Origin of the sequence: Erysipelothrix larvae (assembly GCF_001545095.1) — a bacterium.
GTDB lineage: Bacteria > Bacillota_I > Bacilli_A > Erysipelotrichales > Erysipelotrichaceae > Erysipelothrix > Erysipelothrix larvae.
In genome coordinates, this window is the sequence record NZ_CP013213.1 from 921626 (window position 1) to 941986 (window position 20361).

Genomic DNA, 20361 nt, shown 5'->3' on the forward strand with positions numbered 1-20361 from the left:
TAATCATTTTTGATACTAATATTACAAATAACTTTCCCACGAAAGAAAAAATAGAAGTGCTTCTGAACTACAATGTAATACAATTGTATTGAAATGTCATACAAATATGTGATATAGTTTGAGTTACATAAGGGGTGAATTATGAAGACAGGAGTATCAGTTTCGCTTAGACTCAGTAAGAAAGACAGTGAATTGATTCGTAACTTTGCAGATCTTAAGGGAATTAGTGTTTCAGAGTTCTTACGTGATGCAGCGTTGAAACAAGTGTTCAATGAAATCACTGAGCTAGAATATGCAGAAGCAAAAGAACGCTATCAAACAGAACACAAAAGTTACAACTCAATTGAACTTAGAGAAGCGTTGGGGTTACAAAAATGACATTTGAATATTCAGACGAAGTCCTTGAAGACTTAAAAAATATAGAACCTAACTTAGGACGCATGATGTTAGATTATTTTGAAAAAAACTATCTTAAAGGACACAAAATAGTGCAGAAAAAAACACACAGTGGATGTGTGTTTTATAGCGGAAAATTTCGCTTTATTTATGATGTATTCACAAATCATACGGTGGTGTACCGAGTGATTACTGAATAAAGAATATAATTGCGATGAAATGAGAGATGGCAGCAAGATTAATAAATATATGCCAAATCATATGGAAATAAGGCTTATCCTTTTGCATATAGAAGTAGGTACCGATGCTATAGAGGATCCCACCTAAGGCAATTAAGGTCATAAATACCCAATTTCCAGTACGGATCATCTGTGGTAGTAAGACTACAGCGGTCCAACCCATTACTAAGTAAATTGTTACAGAAACTTTAGGAATTGATTTCTGTGCTATTGATTTATATAATATTCCTACAAGGACCATGAGCCATTGAAGGAATAGAATCGTATAACCCAAGGTTCCACCTATCGTATAGAGGCACACTGGAGTATACGTACCAGCAATTGCAAGGTAGATTCCAATATGGTCTAAGATCCTAAATACATATTTGTGTTTTGTATCATAAGCCATTGCGTGATACAGCGTTGATGCAAGAAACATTAAGAACAAAGAGATTATAAAGACGGAATAACCGATAGATAATATCAGTCCTCCATTCATATATCCTCTCACACTTGCATAAGGAAGAAATAGCAGGAGTAAACCAGACATAACACCATGTGTGACTGAATTACCAATTTCTTCCCCTAAACTTAACCGAACGTTATTTTTCATTGATACGTCAGATGTCATAAAATACCTCCTGATCTATTTAATTATAGAATGTACGAGAATATAAAACAAGTCATCTGGTGTGCGATAATCTTTATGCGCTATAAAGAAAGAAAATAACCGAATAATTATTGAAATTATGATATGATAAATTAGTTGTTTTATAAATTAACAAATAAGGGAGGAACCTTGTGAGAAAAAAACAGAAACTGATAACCGTTCTTTTAGTAGGGATGCTAATATCTAGCGGTATAATTACAAATGTGTTATCTGAAGATACCATTTCTGATAGAAGTACGCCTGTTTACACGGTTCACAGAATTGAGCCAGATGGTAGTTTTTCATCTACAGTAGATAACTTTAGTACTAATAACTTTAACGACGCTCAGAAAAAAATGAATGATTATGCTAATTCACAAGACAACAAAAATATTGTTGTAAGATCGACAACAAGCCGGTCTGACACAAAAATTGTTTCTGCTTTTCGTGCTCGAGCTCAAGCGTATCCTTACAGAAAGAGTACAATTTTAGGGACAGATGGTGCAAAAACACTTGGTATTTATTATGATAATCAGCTAAAAAGCAGATACACTTATGTTCCAGCACATTACGAATTATTTTATTACCAAACTGTTTTGGTGAATGGTAAACTTGTTGCTGAAGTAGAAGTAAATGGTGCTCGTGGATTTGTAGACCTCGATCAAATTGATATTGTTCCATTGTTTTACTATGAAACAAAGAAGGAAATAATGTTAGGTGGAAATGAAGACTATTATGCAAAGAATGGATCAGATGCAGAACAACCATATAAGAAGATTGTTAGTCTCACTCATTATAAAGTTGTGTATGATGCTTCAGCTAAAACTAACGATCTTTCTGTTGTTGTAACGACCTCACATAAGAGCTCTAGTACAACAGGAGCTTCCACAACTTTTGCAATTGCTCCAAGTTGGCTTCCTCCTGGAACATATTATTCTGCAAATGGAATTAATTATTATTATGATATTGAACTAAAACAGCCAGTAAATAATGGAGCATCATTTTATGCTTATTATGTATGGTTGCCAGTTCGCTCAATGTCAAATATTACTGCAGATGATTTAAATAATTACTTGGTTAATAGATTAGGATATTCTTCCGATAAAAACAATGCTAAATATTCTGTAATTGCAGGCAATGAACAGTTGTTTATAGAATATGCAAATAAATATGGGATGAATGCTTTGATGGTTTTTGCTCAAGCTTGTTTAGAATCTACTTATGGATCTTCTACCTATGCAAGAGAGCGATTAAATCTATTTGGATGGAATGCTGTAGATTCGAACCCTAACTTAGCAACAACCTTTGCGGGATTAGATACAGCATTATCCTCATTCATGGGCACTCTATTTAGAGGGTATTTCTCAATCAATGATTGGAGATATTACGGAAATTCCTATGGTAATAAAGGATCGGGTGTGACACCGGCATATGCTTCTGACCCATACTACGGATATAAAATCGCTTCAATTGCGTACTTTATCGATTATCGCTCTGGATTTAAAGATTACGATGCTTATCAATTAGGTGTAATTACAGATAATAAGCCTGTGGATGTAAAAAAATCCTCTTCTAATTCAGCTGCAAATTGGTATTCTACTAAAACTAATAGAATTAATCAAACATTTACTATTCTTTCTGAAGAAAATGGATTTATTAAAACTAACCTCTCAATGCCAACAGAAAATGGTTCAGTGGTGGATAAAGATGTTGAAGTTGATCTTACTTCAGTCTTTGGGTATATTTCTTCAAATAGGATTACCAAGCTTCCAAAAGTGACCAATTATGGTACTTCAGTTCCTCAAACAAGAATTACACTCAAGTCAAGCGAAGTTAATTACATGATATCAACTGGTGATGGAACTAGCCTAAATATGAGATCTTCTTGGACAACAAACTCACGAATAATGACTACCATTCCTGACAATGCAATTGTTAAAAGTGTTGGAATAGCTTCAAATGGATGGGTTAAGGTTGAGTATAATGGATTAAGAGGCTACGTTTCTCCTGACTTTGTAAAACAAACAGAATCTCCTATTGAGGTTCCAACAGGAATGAAAGGTGATTTAAATGGCGATAGTAAGATTGATTCAAGAGATATGATGGCTATTTATCGCCATATCATTGGAACTGTCACAATTTCAGCAAATGATTTTTACAAAGCTGACATAAATGGTGATGGGAAGATTGATTCAAGAGATATGATGGCAGTATATCGCCATATCATAGGAACAGTAACAATTCAATAAAGGAGATAACATGAAAAAATTTATTAGAGTAATAACTTGTTTTTGCGCAATGGTTATTGCATTAAATCCGTTGCAGATTTTTGCCTTATCAACAATTGGATATAATGTTTCAAAAAAAAGCTTGTATGTAGGAGAAACAGCTACTATAACAATATCAATTTCTGATAAGCAGGGTTCTTTAGATGCAAATGTAAGTGCTTCTGGTGCTGTAAGTAGTGACACATCAAAAATTCTTACAATTCCTGGTGCTGGAAATTCATATACAATAAAAGTTACAGCGAAAAGCGTTGGTACTGGTACGATTTCAGTATCAGGATTTGGGTTAGGTACTGGATCCGCAGACGATGAACCTGTTATTAACCAGACGTTTACTTTTACAGTTACTGAAAAACCTAAGACAGATTCAAACAATAACAATACTAATAACAATGCTAATAACAACAGCAACAGTAGTGGAGGCAACTCTAATACCAATAACGATATTGAGAAAGAAAAAGAAGCTAATAAGCCAACAGCTCAGGAATTAGCTGCACAAGAACTAGCTCGTAGAAAACAGATTCCATTGATTTCCAAAATTGACTTTGTTAATCCTGATAATTCTGAACAAGTATATGGCACTAAAACAACTGAAAAGGATATCTTTAGTTATGAATTTGAAGGGCCAAAAAATGTTTCTTCTATCAAGCTTAATTTAACTAAGATTGCTGATAATGTAACTGTGACAGGATCTGATTTAGTTGAATTTGGTGAAATTGAGTTTGAGAAAACTGTTATCCTAAGTGCAGTTCAGGATGAAGTTGCACAAGAAATTAAAGTTAAGGTAACACGTCCTGTAACTGCCACTACGACTCAACAAGTTGATGGTGTTGATACTAAAATTGTTGACCGTGATGAGGCAGATGCATTCCTAAAAGAGTTCTCATTTAAGCGTGAAGTTTACACTGATGCCAATGGTAATGAGTCTTTCTATTATACAAATGACAGTGTAAGGGTTCAATTGACAAAAGACACATCAAACAGAGCGTTCTGGTTATTGTTAGATGAAAACAATCAAGTAGTTCGTGAAGTAGTTCCTGTATTCTCCGAAGCTTCACATACTGTATCATTCCTATGGGAAGCACCAGAAGAAGTTCAAAATGAGAAACACCAAAATCAAAGTTATGCACCGCATACTTTTGAAGTTTCTGAATCATTACAAGCAATTGATCCAACATTAGTATTTAATACTACTGTAGGTGCTTGGAAGACTGAAAATATTAAAATTGAAGCTACAGGTGGTCAAACTGAAATAGGTTCACCTACTGCTGAGACTGATTCAGATGAAGTTAGTGATTCTCCAGAGCAAACCCCAGAAGCAGAAGCCAATACAGATACTTCAGGAGAAAATACTGATCCTGTAGTTGGATTCCTTGCGTATGGAATGGATTCAAATGGTAATGAAGGGTTCAAGTATATTGATCAAGTTAGCAACACTTCGATGGCAGCATTTGCATCATTCGATATTGTTGATAACTTCCACCGTACATGGGCTTATGTTGCAACTGGAGTTGCAGGTGTTGTATCTGTAGCATTCCTTGCATACTTCATCCTTGAACGTCGTAAAGTTAAAGATTTAATTCAAAAACATAACTCATTTTAATAACAATCGGGTTTAGTCTAAGTACTAGACCCTTTTTTTCATTGATGTCTAGTTTGTTGAGATAAAATACATTATTGTATTGATACTATCGATAGGTATCGGTTTTTTTTGTATAACTTGACAATTTTTTGCTTTAGTCTTAAAATTTAAGTGCGTGCAACTATACTTCGTATAGGCATTAGCTTTTGTCTAAAAAGTTTTTGTCTACGAAAAGGAGGATAGTTGTTTTTTTATTAAACTTTTAGGCAAACGTTAACAAAGAAGGGGAGAGCGATGAAGGAATTTAAGATTCGAAAGGTATTGACACATAATATAATACTGGGGTCGGATGGGGATAATGAGTATATCCTTATAGGAAAAGGTATTGGATTTCAAAAGAAAACAGATGATGTGATTTTGGAAGCAAACATTTCGAGTTATTACGTTATTCATGATCGAAGTAAATTGACAGATTATGAAATGATCGTTTTAAATACTGATGATTCTGTATTGCTTGTGACTGAAAAAGCCCTGGGGTATGCGGAGGTGAAGCTAAATCAGAGTTTTGATGGTGGCATTCATATTTCGCTTTTAGATCATATCAATTTCGCCCTGTATCGACTTAAGAATAATATTGAAGTTGGAAGTTTCTTTACGGAAGAATATTATCTGATGTATCAAGATCTCTATGACATTGCTTCAGAGATGGTTTTGATGATTAATGAAGCACTTGATGTTCGCTTACCAAATACAGAGATTGGATCCATTATATTGCACCTTCATGCTGCATTGAATAAAGAAAAAGTATCGACTTCTGCTTTATATGCACAAATCATTAGTTTTTCATTGGGATACATCCAGAATAACCTTCCATTGGAAATTCCTTCGGATTCAATTGCGCGAACACGACTCATTACGCATTTAAAGTTTGCGCTCAAGAGAACTGAACAAAACAAAACGATTGATAATCCATTGAGCGATGTCATTCGTGAGAAATATTTTGAAATCTATCATTTGTCAATGATCTTAAGTCAAGAAATCGAATCGCGTTTCCAAGTCAAATTACCTGAATCAGAAATTGGTTATATTGCATTACACATTTATAATCTGCAATATTAGGAGGAAGTATGTTAAACGAAATTAAAGGAAAACTTGTCGTATCGTGTCAAGCATTGGAAAATGAACCGCTTCACAGTGCGATGATTATGGGGAGAATGGCAATTGCTGCTAAAAATGCAGGAGCATGTGGCATTCGTGCTCAAGGTGTTGAAGATATCCTTGAGATTAAACGGGTTACAGGATTACCTGTAATTGGAATTATTAAAAAGGACTATCCGGATTCTGAGGTGTACATCACAGCAACTCAAAAAGAAGTACAAGCACTTATTGATGCAGGGTGTGACATGATTGCACTGGATGCTACTAAGCGTGTGCGGCCTAATGGGGAACTCACTGAGGACTTACTCGCACTGATTAAAAAAGCAAACATTGAATCAATGGCCGACATATCAACCCTTGATGAAGCAATTGCTGCTGAGAAAATGGGCTTTGATTGTGTGTCGACAACCCTTGCTGGATATACACCTTATTCCACCAATGTTGAAGGTCCTAATATCCAACTTATTCAACAAATTCTTCAAAATGTTACGATTCCTGTTATTGCAGAGGGGAAAATACACGAGCCAAAACAGCTTAAAGCTGTGATGGACTTGGGTGTGCATAGTGCAGTTGTGGGCGGTGCAATTACACGGCCTCAAGAAATTGCTGCACGATTTATAAAGGAACTTAAACAAGGAGAATAATATGTTTCAAAAATTACAAAAAATAGGGAAGGCGTTTATGCTTCCGATCGCAATTCTGCCTGCAGCAGGGTTGTTGTTGGGTATTGGCGGTGCACTTTCTAATGCAAATACAATTCAAGCGTATCCGTTTTTAGATGTACCATTTTTACAAGCAATTTTTAGCGTGATGTCAGCAGCAGGAAGTATCATCTTTGGAAATCTTGCAATGCTCTTAACGATGGGACTTGCTGCAGGACTTGCAAAACGCGATAAAGCAACCGCAGTCCTAGCAGCTGTTGTTGGCTATCTAGTGATGAATGCAACAATTTCAGCACTTTTAGGAATATTCAATCCAGATGGTGCTGCAATTGATACAGGTGTTGTGGGTGCCATTGCTATCGGTAGTATTGCAGTGTATCTACACAACCGTTACCATAACATTCAATTACCACAAATTCTTGGATTTTTTGGAGGTTCACGGTTTGTTCCAATCGTAACATCTTTTGCCGCAATCTTTGTGGGAGCAGTGTTCTATTTAGTGTGGCCACCGTTCCAACAACTTCTGATATCAGCGGGTGAAGGCATTGCAAAGATGGGACCAATTGGTACATTCTTCTATGGGTTCTTAATGCGTCTATGTGGTGCTGTAGGGCTACACCACATGATTTATCCAATGTTTTGGTATACAGAACTGGGTGGCGTTGAAGTTGTGGCAGGACAAACAATTGTCGGTGCTCAAAATATATTCTTTGCACAACTTGCAGATCCAAACCATACCGGCCTATTTACCGAAGGAACACGATTCTTTGCAGGTCGCTTTGCAACCATGATGTTTGGTCTACCAGGTGCTGCACTTGCAATGTATAAACTGGTTCCAAGTAAACGCTCGAAACAATATGCAGGGTTATTCTTGGGTGTTGCTTTGACATCATTTATCACAGGGATTACAGAACCAATTGAATTTATGTTCTTGTTTGTATCACCGGTACTCTATGTTATTCACGCATTCTTAGATGGTGTTTCGTTCTTTGTTGCCGATATCCTCAACATCTCAATTGGGAATACCTTCTCAGGGGGTGTGATAGACTTTACACTCTTTGGTATCTTGCAAGGTAATGCAAAAACAAATTGGTTGCTTGTGTTACCAGTTGGGGCAATCTGGTTTGCACTCTATTATGGCGTCTTTACATTCTTCATTAAGAAGTTTAATGTACCGACACCTGGTCGTCTTGATGACGAAGAACAAAGTGTGCCAACGGTTACATCCAAAGAAAGTATCAGCGATGAATCCAAAGTTATTATTGAATTATTAGGTGGACCTGAAAACATTCTCGATGTGGATGCGTGTATCACCCGCCTTAGAGTGAGCGTAAAAGATGCGAATGCAGTCAACAAAGATGCCATCAAGTCAATGGGTGCAACTGATGTCTTAGTTGTTGGAAATGGTATTCAAGCAATCTTTGGTGCAAAAGCAATTCTGTATAAGAATAATATTGCCGATTACTTAGGCATCGACGAATAGTTACTCAGACAGATGTTATGTGGTTAAACACTGAGTTAGAAATGAGGGAGCAATGTTTTTTAAAAAATCAAACAACGTATTGAATTCGATTACCCAAGGGTCAATCATCACATTAGGTCAAGTAAGTGATCCAGTCTTTTCAAACAAAATGGTTGGGGATGGGTATGCAATTGAACCCAGTGAGGGCCTTATTTATGCACCCTGTGATGGTGAAATTACGGTCGCTTTTCCTACGAAACATGCCTATGGAATCAAAACGCCCAAGGGTGTGGAAGTTTTAATTCATTTAGGAATTGATACAGTACAACTCAATGGAGCAGGATTTGTAAGTCATGTAGGGGTGGGGGATGTTGTGAAAAAAGGTCAATTGATTGCTGAGATGGATTTAGAATTGATCCGCTCAAAAGGAAAAGAAACAACTTCCATGGTCATCATCACAAGTGGTGAACCCATAACACTTCTTACTCAAAATCAATCCGTAACAAAAAATGACGCAGTAATGTCTCTATAAGCTTATAAAACGCTCATGTCAGCAATAGATGTGAGCGTTTCTCGTGATTTCATTAACAAAACAGATTTAATGTATACACAAGAGCCTTGATTAGTGGTAAAATTATTGGGTATGAAATAGGAGGCAATAACTTTATGAGCAAAAAACCGGTTGTTCTAGTAGTAATGGATGGTGTTGGTTTAAGTAGCACAGTTGAAGGAAATGCTGTATTACAAGCTAAGACTCCAACACTGGATAAATTAATGGCTGAATGCCCTAATATTACGCTTAAAGCACATGGTCACGCTGTAGGTCTACCAACAGATGATGACATGGGTAACTCGGAAGTAGGACACAATGCATTGGGAGCAGGTCAAATCTACTCACAAGGTGCAAAACTAGTCAATGAATCAATTGAGGATGGATCACTTTTTGAATCAAAAACATGGAAATGGTTAAGTGAAGATCTCGATGGTCATACACTACACCTTATTGGACTGTTATCCGATGGAAATGTACATTCACATGTGAATCATGTACTTGCAATGATTAAACAAGCTAAAAAAGATGGTGTTAAACACTTAGCACTACACGCACTTCAAGATGGTCGTGATGTTGATCAACAATCTGCACTTGAATACCTTGGACAAGTTGAAGATTTAATGGCTGAACTCAATGACGATACATTCCATGCTGAAGTTGCTTCAGGCGGTGGACGTATGCTTGTAACAATGGACCGTTATGATGCAGACTGGGGTATGGTTGAATGTGGATGGAAGACACACGTTTTAGGTGAAGCAAGAGGCTTTGCAAGTGCGACTGAAGCAATCGAAACATACCGTGCTGAACAACCGGGTCTTTCAGATCAATACGTACCTGCATGGGTTATTGAAAAAGATGGAAAAGCAGTAGCACCAATTGTTGATGGAGACTCAGTAATCTTCTTTAACTTCCGTGGAGACCGTGCCCTTGAAATCTCAAAAACATTTGAAGCAGGTGATGACTTTGATCGTTTCGATCGTGTACGCGTACCAAGTGTAAAATATGCAGGCATGCTTCAATACGATGGAGACTTGGAAATTCCAAAACACTTCTTAGTTGAACCACCACATATTACAAACACAATGACAGAAACAATGATCCAAGCTGGAAAATCAATCTTTGCGATTTCTGAAACACAAAAATTTGGACACGTTACCTATTTCTGGAATGGAAATCGTTCAGAGAAGTTTGATGATTCACTTGAAACTTGGATGGAAATAAAGGGTGATGATGTAACATTCGATCAACGTCCTTGGATGAAATCTGCAGAAATTACGGATGAAGTGATTAAAGCACTTGATAGTGATCAATTTGATTTCATTCGCATTAATTTCCCAAATGGTGATATGGTTGGACATACTGGAGACTTCTTAGCATCTGTAGTATCTGTTGAAGCAGTTGATTTAGCACTTCAACGTTTACTTCCAGCAATCAAACGGAATGACGGAACATTATTAGTCCTTGCGGATCACGGTAATGCAGACGAAATGTTTGATAAGAAGGGTAAAGTAAAAACATCACATACATTGAACCCTGTACCATTTATCGTATATAACAGAGACGTTACATTAAAGCAAGATGGAAACTTTGGTCTTGCGAATGTCGCTTCAACCGTGTGTGATTTAATGGATATTGCACCAAACCCAATTTGGGAAGAAAGCCTAATTGAATCGAAGTGAGCTCATTAAATGAGCTCTTTTTCTTTAATCCACGTCATAAACGTGGTATCATTAAAGAGCAAAAATGAAGGTGAAATATGGACGTAGTTAAAGTAGTGGTTCACGCGCTGGACCATCAAATGAAAACAGTAGTATTATCAGAAAAACAAGTAAACTTAAATCAAGATGATCCAGTGGATGCTCTTGTTTTAAAACTATCCAAGAGTTTAATCACAAGCTCAACAACATCAAAAGCAATTCTTAAAGAGAGTAGCTTTTTAAATGATATTGTGAATCAACAATTCGATTTTATGGGAACCAGTGAGAAAATCGCAAAGCATTGGTTTGACCTAAAAGATGCATCCGCACGATTTACAAGTTGTAATCTTCTGTTTGCGATGATTGATCAAGAAGATGAGGGTGGATACCTTTTTACAATGTTTGAAGTGAATAGTAAACCGGGGTATATCTCTGTTGTAAAAGAAAATGAAACAGACATTGAATTCCAAGGACGGATTTTGAGTGAGTCTTTTGGTGGCATTAAGAATGCTTTTGGAATTGACTTAAGCAGTGGTGAGTTAACTGTCAAAACACCGCTAAAGACCCAAGATGTAATGGAAGAGGTCTTAGATTGTGAGATCTATCTTAATACTAAAAATGCAGTGACAGTCTTACAAACAGTTGTTGACACGGTTTCAATGTCACGAGATGAAGATTCATTGATGAATATTATTAAAACAAAGCAATTACTCACAGAGAATGCGGCACTTTTTGATGAAGTCGCACCCAAAGAGTTAATGACACAAGTCTTTGAAGATCTAAGTGATCAAGACCAAACACTGGTCGATGATGCCTTTGAAACCCATCATGTTGAAAACTTTTTACCATCCAAACAAGTGCAACGCTTACGCGCAGCAAAAACGCATACCATTGTAACTGAAAGTGGTGTTGAAATAAAAATACCCCTTGACTCCGTTGAAGTTGATCGTGTGTTAGAAATCGAACACGATGACAGTGGGTATGCAACCATTCATTTAAAGAATATTGGTAAGATTCTTTAGGTGATATATCCGATTATCTAGAGGTGCATTATGAAAGAAAAACTTAAATCTTTATCACTCAATCTTCTGTTGATATTTGGAATCTTTTTCTTTGCGCTTCTCATCTACTTGGTCTATATAGCAGGGCCAAATAGAGCCTATGAAAAAGAAGACCGACAACTCATTGAAGCCTTTGAAAAAAGCAACAACATTACAAACCTTACACTTGAGAACCGCTTCGCTTTTGATGATGTAACTTACATCGTGTCAAACAGTTCGAGAACAACCTTATATTGGTTTTCACGTGACTTAAAAAATAGTGGTTTTGAAACCTATCAAGACTTTTCACCTGCACAAAGATGGGTAGATGGACAAGGATTGACCGCAACTGATATATCATATGGAGTGTATGAAGATAAACTCGTTTACTTTATTCGTACAGATCGATTTGATTTTATCATAGATTTTGAAACACAAGATGTCGTATTACGGATTGGAGTGTGATGCATATGTGGTGGAATCGACCGTATGTTAATCGAAGAGATTGGATCTTAGAAAACTTAAAAACATTGAAACTTTCTGCAAAACAAACCGTATTGTTGTTGATGATTGATTATATGAATGGCCAAAATGAAACCATAGATTTGAATTCCTTAAATGTTAGAACAGGGCTCGAAGTTTCTGAAATCGACATGATTTTGCATGACTTACAACGCTCAAAGCTTTTAGTTGTGAAACCATCTAAAGATCGGATTGTATTCAGCATTGATCCGTTGTTTGAAGAAGGGGTTCGCTATGAATATATGGATGAAACCATTTATGAAGTGTTTGAATCAGAGTTAGGACGCTTGTTATCGCAACCCGAGCTTGAAATGTTAAATACATGGTTAAGCAAATATACACAAGATGAAATCCTGGATGCACTTAGAAGTGCTATTGTTGTTCAAAAAGTATCCATGAAATATATCAACGCAATTCTCATCAATAAGCGGGACGCACAATGAGAACGCAAAAACTACCTGTAAATGAAGTGCTCGAAATCCTGGATTCGCTGTTTCCCAATGCGAAAAGTGATTTGGATTACCGCAATAACTTTGAACTCTTGATTGCGGTTATTTTATCTGCACAAGCAACCGATAAATCTGTGAATAAAGTAACCCCTGAATTATTTGAACACTATCCCGATGCTGATGCATTATCCCAAGCACAAACACGTGATGTTATTCAAATTATAAAGAGTATTGGCTTGTATGCAACCAAAGCAAAAAACATTATTGAAGCATCAAAAATCCTAGTGGATGTGTATGGGGGTGAGGTCCCATCAGATTTTGATGCGTTAGTTTCTTTACCCGGAGTTGGAAGAAAAACCGCGAATGTTGTCCGTGCAGTAGGGTTTAACATACCCGCTATCGCAGTGGATACCCATGTTCATCGTGTCGCAATTCGTTTAGGGTGGGCTAAAAAAGATGCCTCAGTATTAGAAGTAGAAAAAGCATTGATGAAGAAAATACCGAAAGAATCATGGGCAAAAGCCCATCATTTGTTACTGCTCTTTGGAAGGTATTACAGTACAGCACGTGATAAACGAAATATTTATGATGTGTTAGGAGAGATAAAGGAGAATCAAAATGAGACAAACGACCATTAAAGAAATCGCAACATGGCTTCAGTGTGAAACACGCGGTGAAGCGTTGTTAACCGGCGTGAGTGTTGACAATCGAAACGTAAAACAAGGCGACTTGTTTGTATGCCTTCAAGGGGCTAAAGTAGATGGTCACACCTTTGCCCAAAGTGCGATTGATAAAGGTGCAACGTGTTTACTTGTAGATCACTATCTTGATCTTGATTGTCCTCAAATTCTTGTGAGTGATACACTACAAGGGCTCAGTGATATTGCATCAGCATACCGTGATACTTTGGATGCAACGTTTATTGTTATTAGTGGCAGCAATGGCAAAACATCAACAAAAGATATGTTCTTAAGCTGCTTATCTGAAGTGGGGCCAACCATCGCAACACTTGAAAATCAGAATACTGAAATTGGAGCTTGTTTGAATCTATTTAGAATGGATGGACACACACGTTTTGGAATCTTTGAAGCAGGATTGGACGACCCAGGTGATCTCCCAAAGATTACATGTATCATCAAACCAGACTATGCAATACTCACAAGCTTAGATCAAGCGCATATGGATAATTTTGGTACAATGGAAGCTCTTGGAAAAGAAAAATTCACACTCTTTGATGGCATAGACCCTGCGGTTTGTTATTACAATGGAGACAGTGAAATCTATCGATCACTTGCCTATGGACAACATCCTTTTGGATTGAATAAAGACAATGAATTTGTGGTAGCAGCAATTGATGTTAAACAAGAGGGTGTTTCATTTACAGTGAATGATGATGCATATTGTGTCAACTTACTAGGAAAACACCAAGCAATTAATGCTGGAGCTGTTGTAGCGGTATTAAAAGCAATGAACATTTCCAATGAAGTTATTCGTAAAGGGCTAAAACAGGTCGCACTAACAAAGATGCGGACTGAAGTATACAAACATCATGAAGCACTCATCATTTTTGACGCCTATAAATCAAGCCCTCAAAGTGCAATGGCTGCGATTGATGTTGCTGCAGCCTATCCAACCGATACCAATCGGTTTGTTGTGATGGCGGATATGTACTCTTTAGGTGAGGGAAGTGAACAAAGACACCAAGAAGTGTTGGATCATATGCTTGCCTATCCATTTGAAAAGTATTATTTATTTGGTGAAGAGTTTGGAAAAGTAGTAAAGACTTATAATGATAATCGAATTATGTGGTATGATGATTTTGAGGATTTAAAAAACGATGTCACAAAACTGTATCAACAAGACTGTCTCATCGTATTTAAAGGGTCTCGATATTATGAACTCGAACGATTATTAGAAGAAGGAGTTAAGTAATGAATAAGAAAAGAATCTTGTTATTTTTTGGATCACAAGATAGTGAACATGATATATCAATTAAAACTGCTCAATCAATTTTTGAATTCTTCCCTTCGGATGAATTTACATGCTATCCAATATACATCAAAAAAACAGGTGAATGGATTCATGGGAAGTACACCTTAGACTCATTCAAAAATAAAAATTTCGAAGGTCAAGAAGTATTCTTACGGTTTGATTCAGAACACCCAGGTATATTTCTTAGAGATACACGACGCAAAGTGTATGCTGACGGTGCTTTTTTAGCATTGCATGGTCCAACTGGTGAAGGCGGCCACATTCAAGGGCTATTGGATATGGCGATGATTCCTTATACAGGCAGTGATTTACTTGCGTCAGTGACAAGCATGGACAAAGCACTCACACACCAAATTCTTGAAGGACATGGGATTAAGATGACAAACTATCAATGTGTATCATCAATTGATGATATTGATATTGAAGCGGTTGATTACCCAGTCATCGTAAAACCATCACGTGAAGGGTCATCATTTGGTGTATCAAGTGCTCATGACTATGAAGAGCTTTTAAAGGCGTGTGAAGAAGCATTTAAATATGACACACGAATACTCATCGAAACCTTTGTTCGCGGTTCTGAAGCCTCTATTGCCGTCCTAGACACAAATAACCATAAGATTGTCAGTGAACCAGTCCAAACAATCCTGAAGTCAGAATTCTTCAGCTTTGAAGATAAATACATTACGGACGATGTAATTGTACATTATGATGCAACTTATTCTGACCAAACAAAACAAAAACTCAAAGATCTATCCCTTGAAATCTTTGATATTATGGGTGCGCGTCACTTATCACGGCTTGATTTCTTTGTGACAGAAGATGAAACAATCTATTTTAACGAGATAAATACAATGCCAGGATTTACAAGCACATCCTTTTATCCAATATTAATCGCCAATGAAGGCCTTGAATACACTGATTTAATCCGCACAATTTTACAGGATGTCGTAAACAGTAAATAATACGCTTAACCAATACAACACAGAGAATCACACTTCTTAAAAGAAACGGTGATTCTTTTTTATGTGCGGTGACTAAAATATCATCCAAGCACACTAATAAACAACACGGCATGAAAAAACGCATTTTAAAAAATCCTAAGCGAATGAAGTTGGGTTTTACTACAGGATGAAAAGTTAATAAAAAAGCGAGTGATTACCACTCGCTTTAATGGGTTATTGAGTTTTAATTGTCAATGTTTGACCTTCCATAGAGCTCAATCGAATCGAAGTTAGTGGCGTTTCGTTTGGGCCAGAAATTGAAACAATATTATTTCCACTTCCCTCTTTTTTAAGAGTGAAGTAGCCTCCAAATTGATTCGCAAACTCACTGTATGGTCGATTGGTATAATTCATTACATCGATTACAAAGTCATTAATAACTACAGTCATCTTTGATGATTTTAGTTTACTAAGCGTAACTTTTTGTCCACGATAATCTGGGCTAACGGATGCAACGGTGTTGTATCGATTAATATCTGATACGGGTTGGTAAGTAAGTGATACTACGTCTTTTCCATATTGGTTGCTAAATCCAGTAACATCATCTTCTGTTTCGAAGTCTGGTACTTCAACTTCTGAGTTGCTCATATCCAGTGTATTACAGATTTCATTACTGCGTTTATCTTGGTTCTTTTCAAAGGTATAGTAAGCACAAACTCTTACTTCGCCAGAGGTAAAGTTAGATAATGTGAGTTCTACGTTTTCTGTGTCACTCATCACTGTTTTTTGAAGTTCACCATTTACATAAAGATCTGCTTGATAACGGACTGCTCCAAAGATCCATGATGGGTCATACAGACGTTTTCCAGTAAAGGTACGCCCTGTTGATGATGTCATTTCAAAGGTTGTTGGTGCAACCGTAAGTGCATCGGCATTAGGGTATGGCGTCATGTTGACTGTAATCTTGGTGTTTAGAAGACCACCACTTGTCGTAATTGTAGCACTTGCTAGATCATTGAGTGTTGGTGGTGTTGCTTCAACAAGATTGAGGCGATCACGTTTTATAAGACCTGTTGTTATGAGGCTTGAATCCATACCATCAATTGGTGATTGATATGGGAATGTGCCTAAGATATGGGTAATGTCTGAAACCGTTGAAGGGCGAGATATTTCTCTTCCTACACCGTATTCTTCTGCAAGGACATCCAAGATATAACTGTTCATATTACCCGGTAAGTTGAATCGTTGTATTTCAGTTGTGAGCCATGCATCTTTGTCAAACTTATCAAAGCCTGACCATGTCGCAAAGGTGAATCGATCGGTTGCATTCACAATCCATAAGTCCTTCGCAGAGTTTGCAGGAACACCAAAGTTGTTTGCATTTGCTTGGTCGTGGTTTGTCGTACCTGTTTTACCATAAACTGGGTAAGAACGACGTGTTGGCCGTGCGGTATAGGTTAAGTTATCGAGGATAACATAACGCATTGTTTGAGCGGTCATAAACGCTGCTGCTTCCGAAATTACTTGGTTTGAAGCATAAGGTGACATCACGGATTCTGAACCATCCTTAAAGTCAACTTGACGAATTGTATGCGGTTCTGTAAACACACCTCCATTAAATATGGCTGCATAAGCACCTGCAAGTTCGTAAGGTGATGTTTCAAATCGGTTACCACCAATTGAGAATTGGTGATCGAAACCATCTTCTTCAAAAATATTAAATCCAAAACTTCTTAAGTATTCAATGTATCTTTGACGACCAATTGAATCATACACTGCTGTAAATGCTTCAATGGCTGGAATGTTACGTGAATCTGAGATTGCGCGTCTTAAGGTTACTTGACCTTCAAATCGACCATCCCAGTTACCAACTGCAAAGTCAGTTCCACCCCAAACATATGGTTGGTCCATCATGACGTGGGATGTTGCCCAACCTAAGTATTCAAAGGCTGGTGCATAATCAACAAGTGGTTTGATTGTTGATCCTGGTTGTGAATGTGTTTCTTTAACACGTAACCAAGAACGTTTGTTGTTATAATCATAACCACCCATAACAGCAATCACTTCTCCCGTTGAATTATCAACGATAGAACTTGCCATTTGTAAATCTGTTCTGCTACCAAAGTTTAAGTTACTTACTTCACGACGTGAAACTTGATCCATCGCTGTTTGAACATTGATGTTCATTGCGGTGTGGATAACCATTGGAGTTGTGACAGGGCTTTTACCAGTGATTTCTTCAGCTTCAGCAAGCACTAAGTCAACATATGCTTGATAATCAAGTGTTTGATTTTCACCAGAACGGTCCACAAATAAGTTTTCAAGTGGTACTGTCATAGCCCGTGCATGTTCTTCTTCACTGATGTATCCATGATGAAGCATCATGTCAATAACTGTATGCGTACGATCTGTAGCAGTTTCAAGACTTGCATAAGGCGTATTGTTTGATGGTGAATTAATGACTCCTGCTAAAAATGCCGATTCAACAAGGTTCAATTCACTGACACTCTTATCAAAATAAAAGTTAGCGGATTTCTCAACACCTAAGATGTTATTCCCAGTACCAAAGTTAATCTTGTTCACATACATTTGGAAGATTGAACGTTTGCTGAGGATATTATTGTTGTTGAGGCTTGTTGCGATGTAGATTTCTTGAATCTTACGTTTAATTCCATCAGGCCCACTGTCTGCAGGCGTTACAACTTCTCCTGTGACTGGATCTTCTTTAGAGAATACACCATTACGAACAAGTTGCATGTCAATTGTCGAAGCACCACCACCTGAGAAGGATAATCTCATGGATAAAACTGAGTCTTTAACGTTATTTAACATCGCAATGGAGAAACGTGGTAAGTCAAATCCATTATGTTCATAAAAACGCGAATCTTCGATTGATAAAAATGCATCAATTAAAGAATTCGGAATATCCTCGTATGTAATGTTTTCAACGAGTTTTGCTCCCGTGTCATAAAACACGTCACCATTTGCATCCAAAATGACAGTTGAGTCTAAGTTCTCAAACATATCAACCGATACTTCAGGTGATTCATTCACTGCAGAAACAACAAATATTGAGACCACAAGAACACCCAGTACACCAATTGCTGTAATTGTTCCTAGGATTCCTGCAAATATTCGTGCTTTATAATGAGGGCTATGCGTCTTTTTCTTGTTTTTTGACGAAGGGTCCTGGGGGTTGTTTGGACTTGGCCCTGCCTTTTTACTTGAACCCAACTTTGGAATTTCCAAGGTCGATTCAAGCTTCTTTTTTGAGTTCTCTTTCATAAGTTCTCCTTTAATCTTTGATCAATAATAGGAAGATAATCACACGGTGCATGATACGTTTCTTCCACCATTGTACCAATTTCACGAATCCAAGGTAAAGGTAATGACTTGGATTTGTGTGTGCTAATATACTCAAATATGTCCTGAGCATAAACTAAATATGTCTCATTTAAAGACGTAAATCGAATAATTAAGAAGGCAATCGCTCCATGCTGTAACACACTTCTTAAATGATCAATTTGATGCTGATGTAACAATGCCAATGGAAAGATCGTACGGTTCTTTGTCTCTTTCGCCTCAAAGTCAATGTACTTTCCTTTATATATTCCATTGTAATCCGTTGTGGAAGCATGACGATAATATGCTTCAACAATCTTCGCTTTATTGCGCGCTGGATAGTCAACATGAACTACTTGTATCGGGGTTGGTTTCTTGTGAATGACTGCCTTATTATAAATAAGGTAGGATTCATTCGTCTGATTAATATCAGACTCAAGAGTCATACCACGTCTACTTGTGTTCGCTTGTTGCGGTCTTGAAGCATTCTTTCGTGTTCCGTTTGGATACTGAATCATAACATCACCAAGGATATTATACACTAATTCACAAAAAACTTAATAATAAGTTTGATTGAATAAATTTGGTTGCAAGAAAACATAAGATTTGAGATAATAAGGACGAGGTGGAATTATGGCGCAGAAATTAACGGTAGATATGATTTTAAATAAAGAGTTCCATATTGATTTCAAAGGCTATAATGCTCAAGAAGTTGACGCATTTTTAGATGATGTAATGAAAGATTATGAAGCTTTTCAAGAAATTATTGCTGAACAAAAAACACTTTTAGATCGATATGAAGAAACACTATCGAATCAAAAGCGCATGATCCTAGAATATGAGGGAAAGCATCGCGCGGTTAAAGATGTTCAACCGACAGTAAGTTATGTTGATTTATTGAAACGCGTAACGAAACTAGAAGATGAAGTATTTAACAATAAATAAAATAACTTAATGACACGAAAGATAATCGCTGGTTGCTTAGACAACTAGAGGAAAGTCCATGCTCGCACCATCTGTGATGATGGTAGTGTTTGTGCTTAACGAAACGATAAGTTAAGGCATAGAGGCATCTATGACGGCTGACCGGACTCCTAAGGGAAACTATGGACGAAGGCTTTAAAAGTGCCACAGTGACGAAGTTTTCATGGAAACGTGAAAAGTGGAACGTTGGTAAACCCCATAAGCGAGAAACCCAAATTTGGTAGGGGAACTTATACAATCGAATGAAGAAGAACGTATAGGACGTGATGAAATTGCGTAGAGAAATGATTATCATTAACAGAACATGGCTTATTGAGTGTCAATGCATTTAGGGTTTTGTGCCCTTTTTTGTGTTGTATAAAGTTGTTAGGGTTGTTATAATTTATATTGTTAGGTTTACATTGTTTTTATATAAATATTTGGAAGAAG

Annotated in this window: 19 protein-coding genes and 1 other RNA gene; 17 read left to right on the forward strand and 3 right to left on the reverse strand. The window is 37.1% G+C overall.

Translation table 11 applies throughout. The annotated features are described in order from the left end of the window. The first annotated feature begins 141 nt into the window (after positions 1-141). Both relB and AOC36_RS04200 read left to right on the forward strand, forming a co-directional pair. Positions 142-378, forward strand: coding sequence for a type II toxin-antitoxin system RelB family antitoxin (gene relB / locus AOC36_RS04195; protein ID WP_067631735.1), 237 nt, complete (start codon positions 142-144; stop codon positions 376-378). Continuing rightward, entirely contained in the window at positions 375-596 is a 222-nt protein-coding gene (locus tag AOC36_RS04200; protein WP_067631737.1) for a hypothetical protein, read from the forward strand. The genes relB and AOC36_RS04200 overlap by 4 nt, the downstream gene beginning before the upstream one ends. Here AOC36_RS04200 and trhA read toward each other — a convergent pair. Continuing rightward, on the reverse strand, positions 586-1245 hold the full coding sequence (gene trhA, locus AOC36_RS04205; protein ID WP_099091535.1) for a PAQR family membrane homeostasis protein TrhA: 660 nt from the start codon (positions 1243-1245) through the stop codon (positions 586-588). The genes AOC36_RS04200 and trhA overlap by 11 nt on opposite strands. Positions 1246-1415: 170 nt before the next feature. Between trhA and AOC36_RS04210 the strand changes: the two genes are divergently transcribed. The 13 genes from AOC36_RS04210 to AOC36_RS04270 all read left to right on the forward strand — a co-directional run bounded on the left by AOC36_RS04210 (position 1416) and on the right by AOC36_RS04270 (position 15627). Continuing rightward, positions 1416-3512 carry a dockerin type I domain-containing protein gene (locus AOC36_RS04210; protein ID WP_067631739.1) on the forward strand — a complete coding sequence of 699 codons (2097 nt, stop codon included), beginning with the start codon at positions 1416-1418 and terminating at the stop codon, positions 3510-3512. A 10-nt stretch (positions 3513-3522) separates the two neighbouring features. After that, on the forward strand, positions 3523-5151 hold the full coding sequence (locus tag AOC36_RS04215; protein WP_067631741.1) for a hypothetical protein: 1629 nt from the start codon (positions 3523-3525) through the stop codon (positions 5149-5151). 273 nt (positions 5152-5424) lie between these two features. Then, a complete protein-coding gene (locus AOC36_RS04220) occupies positions 5425-6249 on the forward strand; it encodes a BglG family transcription antiterminator (protein ID WP_067631743.1) in 825 nt (274 codons plus the stop codon). An 8-nt stretch (positions 6250-6257) separates the two neighbouring features. Further along, positions 6258-6932: an N-acetylmannosamine-6-phosphate 2-epimerase gene (locus AOC36_RS04225; protein WP_067631745.1), complete on the forward strand. Its 675-nt coding sequence runs from the start codon at positions 6258-6260 to the stop codon at positions 6930-6932. 1 nt (position 6933) lies between these two features. Continuing rightward, positions 6934-8433: a PTS transporter subunit EIIC gene (locus tag AOC36_RS04230; protein WP_067631747.1), complete on the forward strand. Its 1500-nt coding sequence runs from the start codon at positions 6934-6936 to the stop codon at positions 8431-8433. Positions 8434-8485: 52 nt separating this feature from the next. Then, complete coding sequence (locus AOC36_RS04235; RefSeq protein ID WP_067631749.1) at positions 8486-8944, forward strand: PTS sugar transporter subunit IIA; 459 nt, start codon at positions 8486-8488, stop codon at positions 8942-8944. Positions 8945-9078: 134 nt separating this feature from the next. Further along, positions 9079-10644 carry a 2,3-bisphosphoglycerate-independent phosphoglycerate mutase gene (gene gpmI, locus AOC36_RS04240; protein ID WP_067631751.1) on the forward strand — a complete coding sequence of 522 codons (1566 nt, stop codon included), beginning with the start codon at positions 9079-9081 and terminating at the stop codon, positions 10642-10644. Positions 10645-10721: 77 nt separating this feature from the next. Further along, positions 10722-11684: a nucleoid-associated protein gene (locus AOC36_RS04245; protein ID WP_067631753.1), complete on the forward strand. Its 963-nt coding sequence runs from the start codon at positions 10722-10724 to the stop codon at positions 11682-11684. Between the two features lie 30 nt (positions 11685-11714). Then, positions 11715-12167: a hypothetical protein gene (locus tag AOC36_RS04250; protein WP_067631755.1), complete on the forward strand. Its 453-nt coding sequence runs from the start codon at positions 11715-11717 to the stop codon at positions 12165-12167. Between the two features lie 5 nt (positions 12168-12172). Continuing rightward, positions 12173-12667 (forward strand): DnaD domain-containing protein, encoded by a 495-nt coding sequence (locus tag AOC36_RS04255; RefSeq protein ID WP_067634568.1) that lies wholly within the window; start codon positions 12173-12175, stop codon positions 12665-12667. Continuing rightward, positions 12664-13311, forward strand: coding sequence for an endonuclease III (gene nth, locus AOC36_RS04260; RefSeq protein WP_067631757.1), 648 nt, complete (start codon positions 12664-12666; stop codon positions 13309-13311). Before AOC36_RS04255 ends, nth begins: the two co-directional genes overlap by 4 nt. Continuing rightward, positions 13292-14605, forward strand: coding sequence for a UDP-N-acetylmuramoyl-tripeptide--D-alanyl-D-alanine ligase (locus AOC36_RS04265; protein ID WP_067631759.1), 1314 nt, complete (start codon positions 13292-13294; stop codon positions 14603-14605). Before nth ends, AOC36_RS04265 begins: the two co-directional genes overlap by 20 nt. Next, positions 14605-15627 carry a D-alanine--D-alanine ligase family protein gene (locus AOC36_RS04270; protein WP_067631761.1) on the forward strand — a complete coding sequence of 341 codons (1023 nt, stop codon included), beginning with the start codon at positions 14605-14607 and terminating at the stop codon, positions 15625-15627. Before AOC36_RS04265 ends, AOC36_RS04270 begins: the two co-directional genes overlap by 1 nt. 213 nt (positions 15628-15840) lie before the next feature. On the opposite strand, the gene AOC36_RS04275 is transcribed toward AOC36_RS04270, so the two are convergent. Both AOC36_RS04275 and recU read right to left on the reverse strand, forming a co-directional pair. Beyond that, a complete protein-coding gene (locus AOC36_RS04275) occupies positions 15841-18891 on the reverse strand; it encodes a transglycosylase domain-containing protein (protein ID WP_067631762.1) in 3051 nt (1016 codons plus the stop codon). Next, a complete protein-coding gene (gene recU, locus AOC36_RS04280) occupies positions 18888-19466 on the reverse strand; it encodes a Holliday junction resolvase RecU (RefSeq protein ID WP_067631764.1) in 579 nt (192 codons plus the stop codon). Before recU ends, AOC36_RS04275 begins: the two co-directional genes overlap by 4 nt. A 115-nt stretch (positions 19467-19581) precedes the next feature. Between recU and AOC36_RS04285 the strand changes: the two genes are divergently transcribed. Continuing rightward, the gene (locus tag AOC36_RS04285; RefSeq protein ID WP_067631766.1) at positions 19582-19893 is read left to right on the forward strand and encodes a DivIVA domain-containing protein; all 312 of its coding nucleotides are present in this window, start codon (positions 19582-19584) and stop codon (positions 19891-19893) included. A gap of 12 nt (positions 19894-19905) precedes the next feature. Further along, an RNA gene (rnpB, locus tag AOC36_RS04290) (RNase P RNA component class B) lies at positions 19906-20247 on the forward strand. Positions 20248-20361: the final 114 nt, after the last annotated feature.